Origin of the sequence: Catellatospora coxensis, from assembly GCF_016862635.1 — a bacterium.
Taxonomy (GTDB): Bacteria; Actinomycetota; Actinomycetes; order Mycobacteriales; family Micromonosporaceae; genus Catellatospora; species Catellatospora coxensis.
In genome coordinates, this window is the sequence record NZ_BONI01000191.1 from 1 (window position 1) to 1436 (window position 1436).

General features: G+C 69.6%; 2 protein-coding genes. Both read right to left on the reverse strand.

The genetic code is table 11. The features are described 5' to 3' along the window. Positions 1–67: 67 nt before the first annotated feature. Positions 68–478 (reverse strand): hypothetical protein, encoded by a 411-nt coding sequence (locus Cco03nite_RS41935; RefSeq protein ID WP_203699619.1) that lies wholly within the window; start codon positions 476–478, stop codon positions 68–70. A 16-nt stretch (positions 479–494) separates the two neighbouring features. Beyond that, positions 495–1325: an IS5 family transposase gene (locus Cco03nite_RS41940; protein ID WP_203699620.1), complete on the reverse strand. Its 831-nt coding sequence runs from the start codon at positions 1323–1325 to the stop codon at positions 495–497. Positions 1326–1436 lie beyond the last annotated feature (111 nt).

Below are 1436 nucleotides of genomic sequence, written 5' to 3' on the forward strand. Positions count from 1 at the left end.
AGAGGGCGGTCCGTGGCGCTATGCCCAGTTTGGGTTTGGCGGTCGGGTAGGAGTCCTGCTCGTGTGGCTATGCGGTCGGCGTGGGGGCGAGCGTGAACAGTCCCGGTTCGGCCTCTATGAGGATCTGGCGGGAGACGAGGCGCTTGAGCTTGGCGCGGATGCCTTCGGTGTCCTTGGCGGTGAGGCCGAGGCCGAGGGCCAGGCACACGTCCTTGGCGCGCTTGCCGCTGGGGGCGGTGGCGAATACGGCGAGGATCTGCTGGTAGGCGGCGCCGGCGATGGTGGCGTCGGCCGACGCGGTGGCCTCGGCCTGGCCGGTCAGTCGTTGCAGTGTCCTGCGCGTGACGGCGAGTTCGGTCAGCTCGGTCTCGGCCAGGGCCAGTTCGGCGGACAGCTTGGCGATCTGCTCGCGCAGCACGTCGGCCGCTGCGGTCGCGGCGGCTTCATGTTCGGCGATGAGGTCCAGCAGCGGGGTCATGGTCGGGCACTTCCTTCTACGCGGTGCGCCACGAGGGTGTGGTGGTGCCGGTCAGCCGGCGGACCAGGTTCGCCGTGGACGCCCAGAAGGTGCGCGACACCGACGAGGACGGGTTGCTCTCGTATTCGCGGACCAGCCTGCGGTGCAGCATCAGGGTGCCGTTGGTCTGCTCCACCACCCAACGCCGCTTGACCGGCACGAACCCGGCCTGGCCGTCGGTGCGCTTGACCTGCTCGACGTCGATGCCGTTCACCGCGCCGTGGATCGCGACGTCGTCCTTGAACCCCGAGTCGACCCACGCCTTGGTCACCGTCGGGGTGTGCCGGGCGACCTGGTCGATCAGCTTCACGCCGACCTGGTTGTCGGTGGCCGAGGCGGCCATGACCACCACGGCGATGATCAGCCCGAGCACGTCGACGGCCAGCCCGCGCTTACGGCCCGGCACGCGCTTGGCGGCGTCCTTGCCGGTCGTGGCCGCCGGGACGTGGTTGGCCGCCCGGATCGACTGGGTGTCCAGGACGACCGCGGTCGGGTCCTCGGCCCGCCCGGCCTTCTCGCGGGCCTGGCAGCGCAGCAGGTCGTGGATGGCCTGGTCGGTGCCGTCATCGCGCCACAGCGCGAAGTAGTAGTACGTCGCCGACTTCGGCGGCAGGTCGTGCGGCAGGTACGCCCACTGGCAGCCGGTCCGGTTCTGGTAGAAGATCGCGTTCACGATCTCCCGCAGCTGGTAGCGGCCCTGATGCCCGGACACCGACGGGTGCCGGGCCTTCCACGCGGCCAGGAACGGGCCGACCACCGCCCATTGCCCATCGGTGAGATCACTGGGATACCGCGCGCGTCCACTCACGACCAGACCAACGCCGCAAACATCGATGGGCACCGCAGATGACCGGAACCTTACTCCGCCCTACCCCGAAACAAGCCCCGAATCGGGGCAATCAACCACGGACCGCCCTCT

Coding starts and splice junctions, on each gene's coding strand:
- Cco03nite_RS41935 (WP_203699619.1), bottom strand. CDS start 478: ATGACCCCGCTGCTGGACCTCATCGCCGAACATGAAGCCGCCGCGACC.